The following is a 16077-nucleotide window of genomic DNA, read 5'->3' as shown; positions in this document are numbered from 1 at the left end:
TTGCCCGGTTCCTTCCCGGGTCGTGCCGACCCGGGTCGTCGCCGGGCTGTGCTTGATTTGCCCGGTTCCTTCCCGGGTCGTGCCGACCCGGGTCGTCGCCGGGCTGTGCTTGATTTGCCCGGTTCCTTCCCGGGTCGTGCCGACCCGGGTCGTCGCCGGGCTAGTGCTCGCCGTCTGGCGAACCCATGATGCTGTCCTGGTGTTCGCGCAGTGCGGCAAGGGCACGTTGTTCGGCGGCGTGCCCTGCCTCGCGCAGCGCCGCATCCTCTGCCGCGGAGTCGGCGAACAGAAAACTGCCACTACCCGGCGATCCGGCCGAGCCCAGCTTGTTCATTCGCTTGGGCAGCGGCGCTCCCTGATACTGAAGCGGTATCGGGTGGCCATGCTCGTCGACCGGGCCGAGGGGCTGATGCAGCTCGATGTAGGCGCCATGGGGCAGCCGCTTGATGATGCCGGTCTCGACGCCGTGCTCGAGCACCGACCGATCGCTGCGCTGCAATCCGATACACCACCGATATGTGATGAAGTAGACGAACGGCGGCAGTATCACCATGCCGATGCGGCCAATCCACGTGGTTGCATTCAGCGAAATATGGAACTTCAACGCGATGATGTCGTTCATCGCCGCGAGAGTGAGCACCATATAGAAGGCGATCGCCATGGCGCCGATCGCGGTGCGCACCGGAACGTCCCGTGGCCGCTGCAACAGGTTGTGATGCGCGTAGTCGCCGGTAAACCGCTTCTCCAGGAATGGGTAGGCGGGTAGCAGGACGAAAACCAGGCCCATGATCACGGCGACCCAGACCGGGGCGGGAATGGTGTGATGCCAGAAGTAGAACTCCCACGGCGGCCAGATCCGGGCCAGACCCTCGGTCCACATCATGTAGAAGTCTGGCTGCGAGCCCGCCGACACCTGTGATGGCTTGTAGGGCCCCAGATTCCAGATCGGGTTGATCTGCAGCAGGCCGCCCATCAGGCCCAGAACACCGACGATAGCCGCGAAAAATGCGCCGGACTTGAACGCGAACACCGGCATCACCCGCACGCCGACGACGTTGTGCTCGGTGCGGCCCGGGCCGGGGAACTGGGTGTGCTTCTGGAACCACACCAACGCCAGATGCAGCCCGATCAGCGCCAAGATGATCCCCGGCAACAGTAAAATGTGCAGGGCGTAGAGCCTGGGGATCAAGATGGTGCCGGGGAAGTCACCGCCAAACAGCGCCCAGTGCAGCCAGGTCCCGATTACCGGCATACCCAGCGTGATCGACGAGAGTGCCGCGCGCAGACCGAGTCCCGACAGCAGGTCGTCAGGCAGTGAGTAGCCGAAATAGCCCTCGAACATCGCCAGGATCAACAACAGCGAACCGATCACCCAGTTGGTCTCGCGGGGCCGCCGGAACGCTCCGGTGAAAAAGATGCGTGCCAGGTGCACCATGATTGCCGCCGCGAACATCAAAGCGGCCCAGTGATGGATCTGGCGCACGAACAGGCCACCGCGCACCTCGAAGGAAATGTCCAGCGCGGACTGGTAGGCACGCGACATCTCGACGCCCCGCAGCGGTTGATAGACACCGTTGTAGGTGACGTCGACCATGGACGGATCGAAAAACAGCGTCAAATACACGCCGGTGATCAGCAGGACCACGAAGCTGTACAGAGCGATCTCGCCGAGCAAGAACGACCAGTGGGTCGGGAAGACCTTGTTGAGCTGACGACGCAGCGCCGCCGAGGGGTGATACCGGGTGTCGATGTCTTCGGCTTGGCGGGCCAGGACCTCACCAATGTTCGGCGGACTCAGTTTCGGACTCATGTTGTTGTTCGCTCCCAGAATGCTGGTCCGACGGGCTCGACAAAGTCACCGTTGGCGACCAGATACCCGTCCGTGTCGATCGTGATCGGCAGTTGCGCCAAGGCGCGGGCCGCTGGACCGAAGATCGGCTTAGCGAAATGCAATGCGTCGAACTGCGACTGGTGACAAGGGCACAGGATTCGGTAGCTCTGCTGCTCGTACAGCGATGACGGGCAACCCAAATGAGAGCAGACCTTGGTGAACGCGAAGAATTCGCCGAAGTTGAAACTCTCCTGGCCCTTGCGCTTGACCACGCGGCCCAGGTCACTGGGTTTGATCCGGATGAGCATCACCGGGTTACGGATACCCATCGCGATTTCCTGCAGCTTATGGTGTGATTCGACGGTGGTGCCGTCGCCGTCGGACTCCCGCCAGGGAAAAACGGTCTCCATTCCACCGGCGTCCATATCCTCCGGGCGCATTTTGATGAACGGTGGTCCGTCCTCCGTGCCGGTGGCGCGCGCCAGATAGATCGTCTCGCCCTGGTAGCGGGGGGTCCAACCCGACGTCCAGAGCACCGCCTTTTTGCCCTCGGCGGTGGGGACAACCGGCTTCCAGGGGTTCTTGATGAGGCCACCAGCAAACGCGACCAAGGTGCCTAGCCCGAACGCACCCATGCCCACGCCGAAGGACAGCCCGATCAGCTTGCGCCGTCGGATCGTCGAGCCCTCGAACGCGTCGGTCAGGTTCGCCACCACCGTCTTGCGGTCGATCTCCCGCGAAGCGCCATCGTGACGTTCCTGGATTGAAATCTCTTCGGGAATAAACCTTTTCTGATACAACACGGCGCCGATGGCGATCGACAGGATGGACAATCCGAAAGTCAGGCCGTAGAGCGGGGTAGTCAGCGAGTAGATGAAGTCGCTTTCGCCATCCGCCGCCTTGAACTCCCACGGCCAGAACAGGAAGATCAGCAACAGCGCCAGTCCGAACACGCCACCTAGCAAAAGCCACACCGCCACTGAACGCTCGGCGCGCTTCTCGGCTTTGGTGCCCTCGACCGGCCAGCGGGGCTCTTTGTAGGCGATCCGGACACCATCCAGCTTGCCGCCCAATGCGAGCAGCTCCTGGTTGGACATCGCGGCCAGCGCGGCTTCGTCCGGTTCACGGGGGACGGCGGTTGCCTTAGCCCCGTCTTTGGCCCCGTCTTGCGGGTTAGGTCCGGGCACTATGCGCCGCTCCTCCTCATCGCTTCGTCCCCCGCAAGCGGGTGGTACCCCCACTGCATCGTCGTCGGCGCGGCTCATGATCGCGCCCCAATCCACAGTGCCAGCCCGATCGCGGCGACCATTCCGATGATCCACATGGCCATGCCTTCGGGTGCGGGTCCGAATCCGCCGAGTAGGTAACCACCGGGCTGCCGCGCCTCGGTGGCGACCTTCACGTAGGCAATGATGTCCTTTTTCGCTTCGAAGGAGAGCTGGCGGTTGGAGAACTTCGGCATGTTCTGTGGACCCGTCAGCATCGCGGTGAGGATTTGCTGTTCATTGGCGGGCGCAAGGTCGGGTGCGTATTTGCCGGACGACAATGCTCCGCCCTTGCCGGTGAAGTTGTGACACGAGGCGCAGTTGAGCCGGAACAAGTCGCCGCCGCGGCCCAGGTCGTTGCCACGTAGCGACTGCGTTGCAATGCTGCCATCGGGGTTACGTACCACCGTCGGCCCACCGCCATTGGCTTGCACGTAGGCGCCGATCGCGTCGATCTGTGCTTCGTCGAAGATCGGATCTTTGCGCGGCGCCTGTGCCTCGCCGCGCATGGCCGGCATCCGGCCGGTCGACACCTGGAAGTAGACGGCGGCCTCGCCGACCCCGATCAGACTCGGCCCGTGGTCGGGCACGCCCTGCAGGTTGGCGCCATGGCAGGACACACACGAGGTGTCGAAAAGTTGTTTGCCGGTGCGCAGCAACGCCGAGGAAGATTCGTCGGCGACGGCCACCTGTGGGGTAGGGGTCAGCACAGCTGCCAATCCACCGGCGATGGTCAGCGCTATCAGCAGCAACACTCCGCCGGACAATCGGCGGCGCAGGCGCCGTCGCGTGCGACCACTCTTACTGCCACCGGATCGGGTGAACCCCAGTTTCGTCAACCGAGCACTCCTGTTCGTGGGATGTTCGTCGGACGCCGGCTCATCGGATGAAATAGATCACGGTGAATAGCGCGATCCACACGATGTCGACGAAATGCCAGTAGTAAGAGACGACGATGCTGGCTGTGGCCTGCGCCGGAGTAAATTTGCTCATCCCAGTGCGTACCAGCAGGAAGATGAAGGCGATGAGGCCGCCGGTGACGTGCAGTCCATGGAATCCGGTGGCCAGATAGAACACGCTGCCGTATGCGCTGCTGGGGATGCTCGTCCCGTGCGACATCAGGTTGCGATACTCGTAGGCCTGGCCCAGAACGAAGAACAGGCCCATCAGGAATGTGATCACATACCAGCGGCGCAGCCCGAAGATGTCGCCGCGTTCGGCCGCGAACACGCCCATCTGGCAGGTGAACGACGAGGCAATCAGGACCAGCGTGACCGGGACGGCCTGGTACAGATTCAGTTCTGTCGGTGGCGGCGGCCAATTCCCGCCGGCCTGAGCTCGTGCCGAGAAATAGAACGCGAACAGCCCAGCAAAGAACATTAATTCACTGGATAGCCACACTATGGTGCCGACACTGACCATGTTGGGCCGATTCAGCGAATGCACGCGCGATGTGATGGCAGTACCCGAGGTCCCAACAGCACTCGTCACATCCGCAAGTATGACGCTTTGTAGTTGTCGAACTCTACCCGGGTCGGAAATTTCGGTAAGTCAGTTCCGCGTGTCGCCCGGCCGTTTGGTTAGCGCAAGTCGTCGACGTGTTCAGGGCGCGGTTGGGGTTGGTTGATCCTCATGGGACCATCAGCGCGTGGCGCTGTCAGCTGAGGGTTCTTCGGGGGGATCTCGCGGGGGCTCGCCGAAAGCAGAAGCCGCATCGGTGCCGTCCTGGCCGCAGATTTTGGGGCGGTTGACCGACAACCGCGATCTGGCGCGGGGCCAGGCTGCCTGGGCCATGGACCAGATCATGACCGGCAATGCGCGGCCGGCGCAGATCGCCGCCTTCGCGGTGGCGATGACGATGAAGGCTCCGACCGCCGACGAAGTCGGTGAGCTCGCTGGCGTCATGCTCAGCCACGCGCATCCGTTGCCCGCCGATACGGTCCCCGACGACGCCGTCGACGTCGTCGGCACCGGTGGCGACGGAGTCAACACGGTGAACCTATCCACCATGGCGGCGATTGTGGTGGCGGCTGCGGGTGTGCCGGTGGTCAAGCACGGCAACCGAGCGGCGTCCTCGTTGTCCGGTGGCGCCGACACGCTGGAGGCGCTGGGGGTGCGCATCGACCTGGGACCCGACCTGGTCGCGCGCAGCCTCGCGGAGGTTGGGATCGGGTTCTGCTTCGCGCCGCGGTTCCATCCCTCCTACCGGCACGCGGCCGCGGTACGCCGCGAGATCGGTGTGCCCACCGTGTTCAATCTTCTCGGGCCGCTGACCAATCCGGCCCGGCCCCGGGCTGGACTGATCGGATGCGCGTTCGCCGACCTCGCCGAAGTGATGGCCGGGGTGTTTGCTGCGCGCCGGTCCAGTGTGCTGGTGGTACACGGCGACGATGGGCTGGACGAGTTGACCACCACCACCACGAGCACGATCTGGCGCGTTGCGGCGGGCAGCGTGGATAAGTTGACGTTTGATCCCGCCGGATTCGGGTTTGCGCGCGCCCAGCTTGACCAGCTGGCTGGAGGCGATGCGCAAGCCAACGCGGCCGCGGTGCGCGCGGTGTTGGGCGGTGCCAGGGGCCCGGTCCGGGACGCTGTGGTGCTCAACGCCGCCGGTGCGATCGTCGCCCACGCCGGATTATCCAGCCGTGCTGAATGGCTGCCGGCCTGGGAGGAGGGGTTGCGGCGGGCCAGTGCGGCAATCGACACCGGTGCGGCCGAACAGTTGCTCGCGCGATGGGTGCGGTTCGGTCGGCAGATCTGACTGCCAACCTCTGCTGAGCTGCTCGCCGGCCAACTGGGCCGAGCGCGCCGTTGCCGCCCACGCTGCCCACGGGCCGGCCGAGCGCACTGGGGAGGCCAACCCTGCGGCGTCGTTCGAGACCCCGACGATGCGCACTCCCGGCTCGGCCAGCCAGCGGGCGATGAGCGCGATCTCCTCCACCAGTGCCCCGCCGAGCGGTGCCGGCGTAGGCAGGATCGCCTGAGCGCCGTGGCGGATGGCGTCGACCACAGGCATCGGAGGAACCCCGCGCGGTGCCCTGCCGGCAGCGGCGAGTTGGCCGTGGCGAATGACGGCCAGTTGGTAGCCGCCCTCCCTGGGGCCGTCCGGCTTGGCGGCGATCAACTCGGGCAGCGCGGCCAGTGCTCGCAATCGTTGGCCATGCCACAACGCCTCGATGGCGGTGGCGAGGTGGTCACGCAGTCGGGCAGCGCTCTCATAGCGACGGCGCTCGGCGAGCTCAGTGACCTGTTGAACGGCCGCGGCCAGCGCGGCGTTGTCCAATCCGCCGATCAAGGCCGCCGCGCGCAGTACCGCCTCGGCGTATTGCGCGGCCGTGACGTCGCGGGCGGCCGGGCAGGCCGACACTTCCAGCTCGGGGCAGGCGGGTCCGTGCCGGGCGGAACGTGTCAGCCGAGTGGTGCAGGTTCGCAGTCCCGTGCAGCGTGCCAGCAGCGCTGCCGTCTCGGCGGCCTTGGAGCGGGATCGGAACGGGCCGACGACGCGGTCGTGTCGCGGGGCCCGGATGACCGACAGGCGTGGAAATGCTTCATCGGTGAGCGCCACCCACCACCACCGGTATGGGAACTTCGACCTGCGGTTATACGGCGGGGCATGCGTCGACAGCATCCGCAGCTCACGGACACCGGCCTCCAGGGGGTGCGCGCATTCGACATGATCGATCGAGCTGGCCAGCATGACCATCTCCGTCATCCGCTTGCGGCGGTCGGTGCCGTTGAAGTACTGGCTTACCCGGCGGCGCAAGTCCGCCGCGGTGCCGACATAGAGCACCTCGCCCGACGGTCCGCGGAACAGGTACACCCCCGGCCGGTGCGGCAGTGTTTCCGCCAGTACCCGTTTGCAGCGCTGCGCCTGGGTCACGTTGGGCAGATACGAGCGCAGCTCGGCATAGGTGTGCACGCCCTGGTTGCCCACTCGCTCGATGAGTGCGTGCAGCACGTCGACGGTGGCGCGAGCGTCGTCGAGGGCGCGGTGGGTGGGGTTGCTGGCGACGGCGAACAGCCGCGCTAGCGCGGCCAGGCGCACGCTAGGGGCTTCGTCTCGGCTCAGCACCCGCCGGGCCAGCCGCATCGTGCACAACACCTGTGGTTGGGGCCAGGTGATATCGCACCGCCTCGCGGCGGCGCGCAGGAATCCGATATCGAACCCAGCGTTGTGGGCCACGAGCACCGAGTCGCCGGCGAACTCGAAGAACATCGGCAGGACGGCGTCGATCGTCGGGGCATTACCCACCATCGCCGTAGTGATACCGGTGAGCCGCACGATCTGGGGCGGAATGCTGTGTTGCGGGTTTACCAGGGTGGCGAATTCACCGAGCACCGCGCCGCCGCATACCTTGACCGCCCCGATTTCGGTGATCGCGTCCGGCGGTGTTGCGTCGTTACCCGTCGTGCGCCCACCTGTGGTTTCCAGGTCGACCACGACGAAGGTGGTCTCGCGCAGGGACATCTCGTCGGCTGGGGTCCAGGCTGCCCCCTGGGCGTGTGCCAGGTCGGCGAAACTCAGCTGAGTCCCACCGGTTGCACCCATGGCCGCGACGTTAGGCCCCTGCACCGACACGCAAACGCTCCCTACGCCGAGCGCGCACGCGGCGGCAACGGATGTCGGTGCTCGCGATTAGCGTTCGGACGACCTCATGAGCCAAGCCGAGAGGAACGACCCCATGGCACGCAGCGGACCAGACACTAGCGGCGGCACAGCCCCCGGGCCGGGGGCGCCGGTGGTAATCGACTGTGACGATTGCGCGGCGCGCGGATCTGGATGCCGCGACTGTGTGGTCAGCGTGCTCATCGGGGTACCGGAAAGCCTGTCGCATGACGAGCGTGCTGCGTTGGAAGTGCTCGCCGATGTCGGATTGGCCCCTCGGTTGCGCCTGGTGCCGGTCCGCCGCCAGCGCGGATCCGGTGTCGCGTAAGGTCGTTGCGTGTCGATGCCCCTGGAGCCCTATAGCAGAAGTACGATCGTCCACAGCGAAATGGTAGAAATCTATCCATTTTCTTAACTTCCCCTTTTGGACAATTCCGAGATCGTTTCGTAACCTGTTTGAGACCTAAACCAGCTCGACGTCATCCGTCGATGGCCCGTTTAAGGAAGCAAATTTTGAGGCTCGACCAGAGGTGGTTGATCGCGCGTGTAATCATGCGGTCCGCCATAGGTTTCTTTGCGAGCTTCACCGTCTCCTCCGGCGTCCTGGCCGCGAATGTGCTGGCTGATCCGGCCGACGACGCGCTGGCCAAGCTCAACGAGTTATCCCGGCAGGCCGAGCAGACCACCGAGGCGCTGCACAGTGCGCAGCTGGATCTCAACGAAAAGCTCGCTGCCCAGCGGGCCGCCGACCAGAAGCTTGCGGACAACAGAACGGCCTTGGATGCTGCGAGAGCACGCTTGGCGACTTTTCAGACGGCGGTGAACAAGGTCGCGGCCGCTACCTACATGGGTGGTCGTACCCACGGCATGGATGCGATCCTGACGGCGGAGTCCCCGCAACTGTTGATCGATCGGCTATCGGTACAGCGGCTGATGGCGCATCAAATGTCCACGCAGATGGCCCGTTTCAAGGCCGCTGGAGAGCAGGCCGTCAAGGCCGAGCAGGCTGCAGCCAAATCGGCGGCCGATGCCAGGTCCGCGGCCGAGCAAGCTGCCGCGGTACGAGCGAATCTGCAGCACAAACAGAGCCAGCTGCAGGTGCAGATTGCCGTCGTCAAGTCGCAATACGTCGCGTTGACGCCGGAGGAGCGCACGGCCCTCGCTGATCCAGGACCGGTCCCGGCGGTTGCTGCGATCGCCCCCGGGGCCCCACCTGCGGCGTTGCCGCCCGGTGCGCCGCCTGGCGACGGCCCGGCGCCTGGCGTGGCGCCGCCGCCTGGTGGGATGCCCGGATTGCCTTTCGTGCAGCCCGACGGCGCTGGCGGCGACCGTACGGCCGTTGTCCAAGCGGCGTTGACGCAGGTCGGCGCACCCTACGCGTGGGGTGGTGCCGCGCCCGGCGGGTTCGACTGCTCAGGCTTGGTGATGTGGGCGTTCCAGCAGGCTGGTATCGCGTTACCGCACTCCAGCCAGGCGCTGGCTCACGGTGGTCAGCCGGTCGCGTTGTCGGATCTGCAGCCCGGCGACGTGTTGACCTTCTATTCCGACGCGTCACACGCAGGCATCTACATCGGTGATGGTCTTATGGTTCATTCCTCCACCTACGGTGTTCCGGTGCGGGTGGTGCCGATGGACTCGTCGGGGCCGATCTACGACGCCCGCCGTTACTGACCGGCTCGTCGCGCGGCGGCTTTGCCCTCGGATCTTGCTGGCCTGTCTGTTTGTTGCGGAGCTGATTGGCGCGGCGGCCCTGTCTGGTAATCCGGTGCGCGATGGACCTGCAGCACCGGCACAGGTGGTCGCGCCAGCCGATGGGTTTGTCGCGCTGCGGGTCGCCGACGACCGCACGGTGCGGCTGCTCAGCCTTGGTGGCGCGGCCACCGACCGCTTGCTGTCGCGCATCGCGGCGGGCATCGACGCCGCGGTCGACGAGGTGGTGGCATTCTGGGGCACCGATTGGTCGCACGACATCTTTGTGGTTGCCGCCGGTAGCGACGAGCAGTTTCATGCCGCCGCAGGCGGGGGTTTGGCGTCGCAATGGGCGGACATCGCCGCGATCACGGTGGTCGACCGTGTCGATCCTGCTCGTCGCACGGTGGTCGGCCAACGGATTGTGTTCGCGCCGGGCGCGGCACACATGAGCCCAGCGGCGCTACGAATAGTGTTGGGCCACGAGCTTTTTCACTATGCGGCCCGGGCCGACACGGCCCTGGATGCACCTCGATGGCTGGCCGAGGGGGTGGCCGATTTCGTTGCCAGGCCCAAGACCCCGCCGCCCGCGGATGCGGTGTCTGTGGCGCTGTCGTTACCGTCGGACACCGACCTGGACACTCCGGAGCCACAGCGCTCGCTGGCATATGACCGCGCGTGGTGGTTCGCTCGGTTCGTCGCGGCCGCCTACGGTACCGCCAAGCTGCGTGAGCTTTATCTGGCCACTTGTGGTGTCGGACACTTCGACCTGGCTACCGCCGCCCACGACGTCCTCGGCATTGACGCCGCTGGCCTGCTCGCGCGCTGGCAGCGGTGGCTAATGGGCTAGCTTCCGCCGCGAGCAGACGCAAAATCACCCGGAAACCGGCGATTTTGGGCGACTTTGCGTCTGCTCACGCAAGGTGGACCCGCTAGCCTGACCCAGGTGAGCCGGGTCCTGTTGGTAACTAACGACTTTCCACCCCGACGCGGGGGCATCCAGTCCTATCTGGGGGAGTTCGTCGGTCGGCTGGTCGGCTCCCGAGCGCATGCGATGACAGTGTATGCACCGCAGTGGAAAGGCGCCGACGCCTTCGACGACGCAGCCCGTGCTGCCGGTTACCGGGTGGTGCGCCATCCCAGCACGGTGATGCTGCCGGGTCCAACGGTCGATGTCCGGATGCGCCGGCTGATCGCCGAGCACGACATCGAAACCGTCTGGTTCGGTGCGGCCGCACCGCTGGCCCTGCTGGCCCCGCGTGCCCGGCTGGCTGGAGCTAGCCGGGTGTTGGCCAGCACGCACGGCCACGAAGTGGGCTGGTCGATGCTTCCGGTAGCCCGATCGGTGCTACGCCGCATCGGCGACGGCACCGACGTGGTGACTTTCGTCAGCAGCTACACGCGGTCCCGGTTTGCTTCTGCGTTCGGGCCCGCGGCTTCGTTGGAATACCTACCGCCGGGAGTGGACACCGACCGGTTCCGCCCCGATCCGGCCGCTCGCGCCGAGTTGCGGAAGCGCTATCGGCTAGGCGAGCGGCCCACGGTAGTGTGTCTGTCGCGGTTGGTGCCGCGCAAAGGCCAGGACACCCTGGTCACGGCGCTCCCGTCGATCCGGCGTCGCGTTGATGGAGCCGCGTTGGTGATTGTCGGCGGCGGTCCATATCTAGAGACGTTGCGCAAGCTGGCTCACGACTGTGGGGTGGCCGACCACGTGACGTTCACCGGCGGCGTGGCAACCGACGAACTTCCCGCCCACCACGCACTGGCCGACGTGTTCGCCATGCCATGCCGCACCCGCGGCGCCGGGATGGACGTCGAGGGCTTGGGCATCGTGTTCCTCGAAGCCTCCGCCGCCGGCGTGCCGGTAATCGCCGGCAATTCTGGCGGAGCGCCGGAAACGGTGCAGCACAACAAGACTGGGCTAGTGGTCGACGGTAACTCGGTGGACCGGGTGGCCGACGCCGTGGCCGAGTTGCTGATCGATCGGGATCGGGCCGTCGCGATGGGCGCCGCCGGCCGAGAATGGGTCACGGCGCAGTGGCGTTGGGACACGCTGGCCGCCAAGCTAGCAGATTTTCTGCGCGGCGACGATGCGGCCCGTTGAGCGGGCCGGGGAGGAGCCGGGCACAGTCGGCTATTCCTTGTTGTAGATCGCCTCGATATCGGAAGCGAACTTCTCGGCCACCACCTTGCGTTTGACCTTCATTGTCGGGGTCAGCTCGCCGGTGTCCTCGGTGAAGTCGACGGGCAGTATTCGGAACTTGCGGATCGACTCGGCATGTGACACCGCAAGATTGGCCTGTTTGACGGCCGCGTCGATCTCGGCAATCAGATCGGGGTCGGTGGCCAAATCGCCCACCGACGCGCCAGCTGTCTTGCTGTTGCGTTGCTTCCAGCCCTCGAATGCCTCAGGGTCGATGGTGATTAACGCGCCGATGAAGGGCTTGGCGTCCCCAACCACCACCGCCTGGCTGATCAGTGGGTGGGCCCGCAGCTGGTCTTCCAGCACAGCGGGGGCGACATTTTTACCGCCCGCGGTGACGATAATTTCTTTCTTGCGGCCGGTGATCGTCAAGAACCCGTCTTCGTCCACCGCACCGAGATCACCGGTCTTGAACCAGCCGTCGGTGAATGCCTCGGTGGTAGCCTGCTCGTTGCGCCAGTAGCCGCTGAATACCACGCCACCGCGCACCAGCAGCTCGCCATCGTCGGCGATGCGTAGACTGTTGCCGGGCACCGGCTTTCCGACAGTTCCGATCTTTAGATCATTGAACTGGCTGATGGCGACGCCCCCACTGGTCTCGCTCAGGCCGTATCCCTCGTAGATGGTGAGACCGGCGCCGCGATAGAAGTGACCAAGCCGCGCACCCAGCGGCGCGCCGCCGGAGACGGCGGCGCGGCAGTTGCCACCCAGTGCCGCACGCAGCTTGCGGTAGACCAGCCGGTCGAACACCGCGTGCTTGGCGCGCAGTAGCAGCCCCGGTCCGCCGCGGTCGCAAGCTTCGCTCCAGTCGACCGCGGTCTGCGCGGCGATCGCGAAGATTCGCCCTTTGCCGGCGTTGGCGGCGTTCTGCTCGGCGGTGTTGTACACCTTCTCGAACACCCTCGGCACCGACACCACCACCGTGGGCTTGAACACCGCCAACATCGGCAGCAGATTCTTGATGTCGCTGGTGAATCCCACGGTGACTTTGGAGTGGAAGGCGGCCATACTGATCGCGCGCGCCAGCACATGAGCTAGCGGCAGGAAAACCAGCAGCCGCTCACCCTTGCGCAGCAGCGTCGGGTGATATGCCCTGGCGCCCTTAATCTCGTGAACCAGGTTGGATTGGGTCAACTGGCAGCCCTTGGGTCGTCCGGTGGTGCCCGAGGTGTAGATAAGTGTCGCCGGGTCCGTCGACCGTAGTGCGGCGAGGCGGGCGGTTAGCTCGGCCGGGTCGACCGAGGCGCCCGCCTCCGTGAGCCGATCGAGCGCGTTGGGACCCGAACCGGCGATCTGCAGTACCTCCCGCAGGGCGGGCACGCTGCCGGAGAGTTCGGCGACCATTGTCGCGTGTGAGTCGGTTTCGGCGAACAACACCACCGCTTCGGAGTCTTGTAAAACCCAGCGCACCTGCTCCGCTGACGAGGTCTCGTAGATCGGTACGGTGACCGCACCCACAGCCAGAATCGCGAAATCGAGGATCGCCCACTCGTAGCGGGTGGCAGAGAAGATGACTACCCGATCGCCGGCCTGCACCCCCAGTGAAATCAAACCGAGAGCCGCGGCACGAATCTGGTTGGCTGCCTCCGCACACGTGACATCGGTCCAGACGCCGTCGATCAGGCGTTGATAGATGACGTAGTCGGGATCGTCACGTTCATGCTCGAACACCATGGCCGCGACGTTGTCGTGCTCGCCGACAGTGAATGGGGCGGGGACGCTAATCTCACGCACGATCAACACCTCACTTGACCTGTTGCCGTCTTCCGGGTCCGGTTTGCTGTCGTCAAGCCTAGAGGGGTTGATGCCGGTGCGGAATAGACCGATATCGCGTGTCCGTTGGTTGGTGCCCTTCGGGGTCCGGCTTGCCCACGGCCTCGGGTATGTGAAGCTGAGGCGATGAACAGCATCCAGATCGCTGACGAGACCTATGTCGCAGCCGACGCCGCGCGGGTTTCAGCCGCGGTCGCGGATCGATGCAGCTGGCGTCGGTGGTGGCCTGACCTACGGCTACAGGTCACCGAGGATCGTGCCGACAAGGGAATCAGGTGGACGGTTACCGGCGCCCTGACCGGCACCATGGAGATCTGGCTGGAACCGTCGATGGATGGGGTGCTACTGCACTATTTCCTGCACGCCGAACCGACCGGGGTAGCAGCCTGGCAGCTGGCCCGGATGAACCTGGCCAGAATGACGCACCACCGACGGGTCGCGGGCAAAAAAATGGCCTTCGAGGTCAAGACGGTGCTAGAACGGTCACGCCCCATCGGGGTTTCTCCGGTAACTTAACCGGGTCAAGGTTGGCACGAGGGAGTACCGTTTCTCCCCGGGAGATCGGGAGCTCCCGCAGATGACCGGGGCCGACCCGCTTGCGGGGAAAGGGAAGTAGCCAGGTGGCGGACAAGACGACACAGACGATTTACATCGACGCGGATCCAGGCGAGGTGATGAAGGCGATCGCCGACATCGAAGCCTACCCGCAATGGATTTCGGAGTATAAGGAAGTCGAAATCCTAGAGGCCGACGACGAGGGCTACCCGAAACGAGCGCGAATGTTGATGGACGCAGCCATCTTCAAAGACACCTTGATCATGTCCTACGAGTGGCCGGAAGACCGCCAATCGCTTAGCTGGACTCTCGAATCCAGCTCGCTGCTAAAGTCCCTCGAAGGCACGTATCGCTTGGCGCCCAAGGGTTCTGGCACTGAGGTCACCTACGAGCTTGCCGTCGACCTTGCTGTCCCCATGATCGGGATGCTCAAGCGTAAGGCGGAACGCAGGTTGATAGACGGCGCGTTGAAGGATCTGAAGAAACGAGTCGAGGGCTGAGTGATTCCGGTACGCCGGCTCAGGCCCGGATCAGTCTCTTTGTCGGCAAGGGCGGGGTAGGAAAGTCCACTCTGGCGTCCGCCACCGCGGTATGTGATGCCGGGGCCGGCCAGCGAGTGTTGGTGGTATCCACCGACCAGGCGCACTCGCTGGGCGACGTGCTGGGCATCGCGGTCCCGCCTACCGGTCAGGGCGATCCTGTTCGCGTGCTCGCCTACGACCCCGAAGCCGGGGGCGGATTTCTCGACGCGCTGGCGCTGGATACCCTGGCCCTGCTCGAGGGCCGGTGGTTGCACGTGGTCGAGACCCTGGACCGCAGATTTCCGGGCTCCGAGTTGAGCAGCATTGCGCCCGAAGAACTCTGCGCGCTGCCCGGGATCCAGGAGGTGCTGGGGCTGCACGCCGTCGGCGAGCTTGCGGCAGCCCGACGATGGGATCGGATTGTGGTCGACTGCGCCTCGACGGCGGACGCCTTGCGGATGTTGACGCTACCCGCCACCTTCGGGCTGTACGTCGAACGTGCCTGGCCGCGGCATCGCAGGTTGTCCATCGGCGCCGACGACGGCAGGTCAGCCGTGCTGGCGGAACTGCTGGAGCGCATCCGCGCCAGCGTCGAGCGGCTAAGCACATTGCTGACCGACGGTGCCCTGGTCAGTGCCCACCTGGTGCTGACTCCGGAGCGGGTGGTCGCCGCTGAGGCGGTCCGGACGCTGGGGTCGTTGGCGCTCATGGGGGTCCGGGTCGAAGAGCTGCTCGTCAATCAGCTTCTGGTGCAAGACGAGAACTATGAGTATCGCAGTCTGCCCGACCATCCGGCTTTCCACTGGTATGCCGAACGCATCGGTGAGCAGCGTGCCGTCCTCGACGACCTCGATGCCACCATCGGTGACGTGGCACTGGTGCTGGTGCCGCACTTGGCCGGCGAACCGATCGGCCCCAAGGCCCTGGGCGGGTTGCTCGATATTGCCCGTCGTCGCCAAGGAAGCGCGCCGCCAGGCCCGCTACAGCCTATTGTGGACCTGGAATCCGGGTCGGGATTGGCGTCGATATACCGACTGCGGCTAGCGTTGCCCCAGCTCGATCCCGGGACGCTGACGTTGGGCCGGGCCGACGACGACTTGATCGTCAGTGCTGGGGGGATGCGGCGCCGAGTTCGGTTGGCGTCCGTATTGCGGAGGTGCACGGTGCTGGACGCGCATCTGCGGGGTGGTGAGTTAACAGTTCGTTTCCGACCAAATCCGGAGGTGTGGCCGACGTGAGCGGGGCCCATACCGACGTTCGTCCCGAGCTGCGCAAGCTGGCGCAGGCAATCCTCGATGGGATCGACCCCGCGGTGCGGGTGGCGGCGGCGATGGCTTCGGGTGGAGGTCCCGGGACCGGCAAGTGCCAGCAAGTGTGGTGTCCGTTGTGCGCGTTGGCAGCGTTGGTAACCGGCGAGCAGCATCCGCTGCTGACGGTCATCGCGGATCACAGTCTGGCTCTGCTGGAGGTGATCCGCGCCATAGTCGACGACATTGACCGGTCGGCGAAACCGCCACCCGAAGGCCCGCCGGGCGGCGGCCAGACCGGTGCGTCAGGCGGCGAGAATACCAACGGCGAGGGCAGCATGAAATCCCACTACCAGGCCATCCCGGTTACCATCGAGGAGTGAGCCG

The 16077-nt window shown here is 65.3% G+C and carries 14 protein-coding genes and 2 pseudogenes; 9 read left to right on the top strand and 7 right to left on the bottom strand.

What is annotated here, in order from left to right:
* Window positions 1-160: 160 nt before the first annotated feature.
* From qcrB to ctaE, 5 genes and pseudogenes are all read right to left on the bottom strand, one after another.
* The gene (gene qcrB / locus MCAN_RS11620) at window positions 161-1810 is read right to left on the bottom strand and encodes a cytochrome bc1 complex cytochrome b subunit (RefSeq protein WP_003899212.1); all 1650 of its coding nucleotides are present in this window, start codon (window positions 1808-1810) and stop codon (window positions 161-163) included.
* Complete coding sequence (qcrA, locus tag MCAN_RS11615) at window positions 1807-3018, bottom strand: cytochrome bc1 complex Rieske iron-sulfur subunit (protein ID WP_003911816.1); 1212 nt, start codon at window positions 3016-3018, stop codon at window positions 1807-1809. The genes qcrB and qcrA overlap by 4 nt, the downstream gene beginning before the upstream one ends.
* Window positions 3019-3090, bottom strand: a pseudogene (locus MCAN_RS24155) (16S rRNA (guanine(966)-N(2))-methyltransferase RsmD); the annotation flags it as partial.
* A 2-nt stretch (window positions 3091-3092) separates the two neighbouring features.
* The gene (qcrC, locus tag MCAN_RS11610) at window positions 3093-3935 is read right to left on the bottom strand and encodes a cytochrome bc1 complex diheme cytochrome c subunit (protein WP_003411392.1); all 843 of its coding nucleotides are present in this window, start codon (window positions 3933-3935) and stop codon (window positions 3093-3095) included.
* Window positions 3936-3975: 40 nt separating this feature from the next.
* Window positions 3976-4587, bottom strand: a complete 612-nt coding sequence (gene ctaE / locus MCAN_RS11605) for an aa3-type cytochrome oxidase subunit III (protein ID WP_003411389.1) — start codon at window positions 4585-4587, stop codon at window positions 3976-3978.
* A 157-nt stretch (window positions 4588-4744) separates the two neighbouring features.
* Here ctaE and trpD point away from each other — a divergent pair, with 157 nt between their 5' ends.
* Window positions 4745-5857, top strand: a complete 1113-nt coding sequence (trpD, locus tag MCAN_RS21535) for an anthranilate phosphoribosyltransferase (RefSeq protein WP_003411387.1) — start codon at window positions 4745-4747, stop codon at window positions 5855-5857.
* Here the strand turns inward: trpD and MCAN_RS11590 are convergent.
* Window positions 5795-7645: pseudogene (locus MCAN_RS11590) on the bottom strand (DEDD exonuclease domain-containing protein); the annotation flags it as partial. The gene trpD and the pseudogene MCAN_RS11590 overlap by 63 nt on opposite strands.
* A 106-nt stretch (window positions 7646-7751) precedes the next feature.
* Here MCAN_RS11590 and MCAN_RS11585 point away from each other — a divergent pair.
* From MCAN_RS11585 to pimB, 4 genes are all read left to right on the top strand, one after another.
* Complete coding sequence (locus tag MCAN_RS11585; RefSeq protein ID WP_003908818.1) at window positions 7752-8030, top strand: hypothetical protein; 279 nt, start codon at window positions 7752-7754, stop codon at window positions 8028-8030.
* Window positions 8031-8215: 185 nt separating this feature from the next.
* A complete protein-coding gene (gene ripC / locus MCAN_RS11580; protein ID WP_014001174.1) occupies window positions 8216-9373 on the top strand; it encodes a peptidoglycan hydrolase RipC in 1158 nt (385 codons plus the stop codon).
* Between the two features lie 94 nt (window positions 9374-9467).
* Complete coding sequence (locus MCAN_RS11575) at window positions 9468-10241, top strand: hypothetical protein (protein ID WP_014001173.1); 774 nt, start codon at window positions 9468-9470, stop codon at window positions 10239-10241.
* Between the two features lie 96 nt (window positions 10242-10337).
* Window positions 10338-11495 (top strand): GDP-mannose-dependent alpha-(1-6)-phosphatidylinositol monomannoside mannosyltransferase, encoded by a 1158-nt coding sequence (pimB, locus tag MCAN_RS11570; RefSeq protein ID WP_014001172.1) that lies wholly within the window; start codon window positions 10338-10340, stop codon window positions 11493-11495.
* A gap of 30 nt (window positions 11496-11525) precedes the next feature.
* Here pimB and MCAN_RS11565 read toward each other — a convergent pair whose 3' ends face one another.
* Window positions 11526-13328: an AMP-dependent synthetase/ligase gene (locus tag MCAN_RS11565; protein WP_014001171.1), complete on the bottom strand. Its 1803-nt coding sequence runs from the start codon at window positions 13326-13328 to the stop codon at window positions 11526-11528.
* Window positions 13329-13493: 165 nt separating this feature from the next.
* Between MCAN_RS11565 and MCAN_RS11560 the strand changes: the two genes are divergently transcribed.
* The 4 genes from MCAN_RS11560 (at window position 13494) to MCAN_RS11545 (ending at window position 16073) form a co-directional block, all read left to right on the top strand.
* A complete protein-coding gene (locus MCAN_RS11560; protein WP_003411357.1) occupies window positions 13494-13883 on the top strand; it encodes a hypothetical protein in 390 nt (129 codons plus the stop codon).
* A 104-nt stretch (window positions 13884-13987) separates the two neighbouring features.
* Complete coding sequence (locus MCAN_RS11555; RefSeq protein ID WP_003411354.1) at window positions 13988-14422, top strand: SRPBCC family protein; 435 nt, start codon at window positions 13988-13990, stop codon at window positions 14420-14422.
* Window positions 14419-15681, top strand: coding sequence for an ArsA family ATPase (locus MCAN_RS11550; protein WP_181518767.1), 1263 nt, complete (start codon window positions 14419-14421; stop codon window positions 15679-15681). The genes MCAN_RS11555 and MCAN_RS11550 overlap by 4 nt, the downstream gene beginning before the upstream one ends.
* Window positions 15678-16073, top strand: a complete 396-nt coding sequence (locus tag MCAN_RS11545) for a DEAD/DEAH box helicase family protein (RefSeq protein WP_003411344.1) — start codon at window positions 15678-15680, stop codon at window positions 16071-16073. Before MCAN_RS11550 ends, MCAN_RS11545 begins: the two co-directional genes overlap by 4 nt.
* Window positions 16074-16077: the final 4 nt, after the last annotated feature.

Source organism: Mycobacterium canetti CIPT 140010059 (assembly GCF_000253375.1).
Taxonomy (GTDB): Bacteria; Actinomycetota; Actinomycetes; order Mycobacteriales; family Mycobacteriaceae; genus Mycobacterium; species Mycobacterium tuberculosis.
This window is presented reverse-complemented; position numbering and strand designations above follow the sequence as displayed.

Coding starts and splice junctions, on each gene's coding strand:
- qcrB (WP_003899212.1), bottom strand. CDS start 1,810: ATGAGTCCGAAACTGAGTCCGCCGAACATTGGTGAGGTCCTGGCCCGC.
- MCAN_RS11560 (WP_003411357.1), top strand. CDS start 13,494: ATGAACAGCATCCAGATCGCTGACGAGACCTATGTCGCAGCCGACGCC.
- MCAN_RS11585 (WP_003908818.1), top strand. CDS start 7,752: ATGAGCCAAGCCGAGAGGAACGACCCCATGGCACGCAGCGGACCAGAC.